Annotated in this window: 1 protein-coding gene; it reads left to right on the forward strand. The window is 57.3% G+C overall.

Features of this window, described 5'->3' with window-relative positions; genetic code table 11:
* Positions 1-23 precede the first annotated feature (23 nt).
* A partial coding sequence (locus ACYP03_RS26970) for an MFS transporter (protein ID WP_459782802.1) occupies positions 24-255 on the forward strand: 232 nt, incomplete at its 3' end.

The raw sequence follows: 255 nt of genomic DNA on the forward strand, positions 1-255 counted from the left end.
TCTTCTGATAGGAAACCGAGTGAATGAAGCCTGAACCGACAACGTCTCACCGCCGTATCGTGGCGTTAATGGTCCTGCTGGTGCTGTTCAGCCCGCTGGCCATCGATATTTATCTGCCTGCTTTGCCTGCGATGGCTGACAGTTTTGCCGTCGACCCGACTCTGGTGCAGGACACAGTCACCTGGTTCATGTTCAGTTTAGGACTGGGACAGGTTTTTGCCGGCCCGCTGGCGGATCGCTTCGGCCGTCGCCCGA

Source organism: Photobacterium sp. R1 (assembly GCF_054600795.1).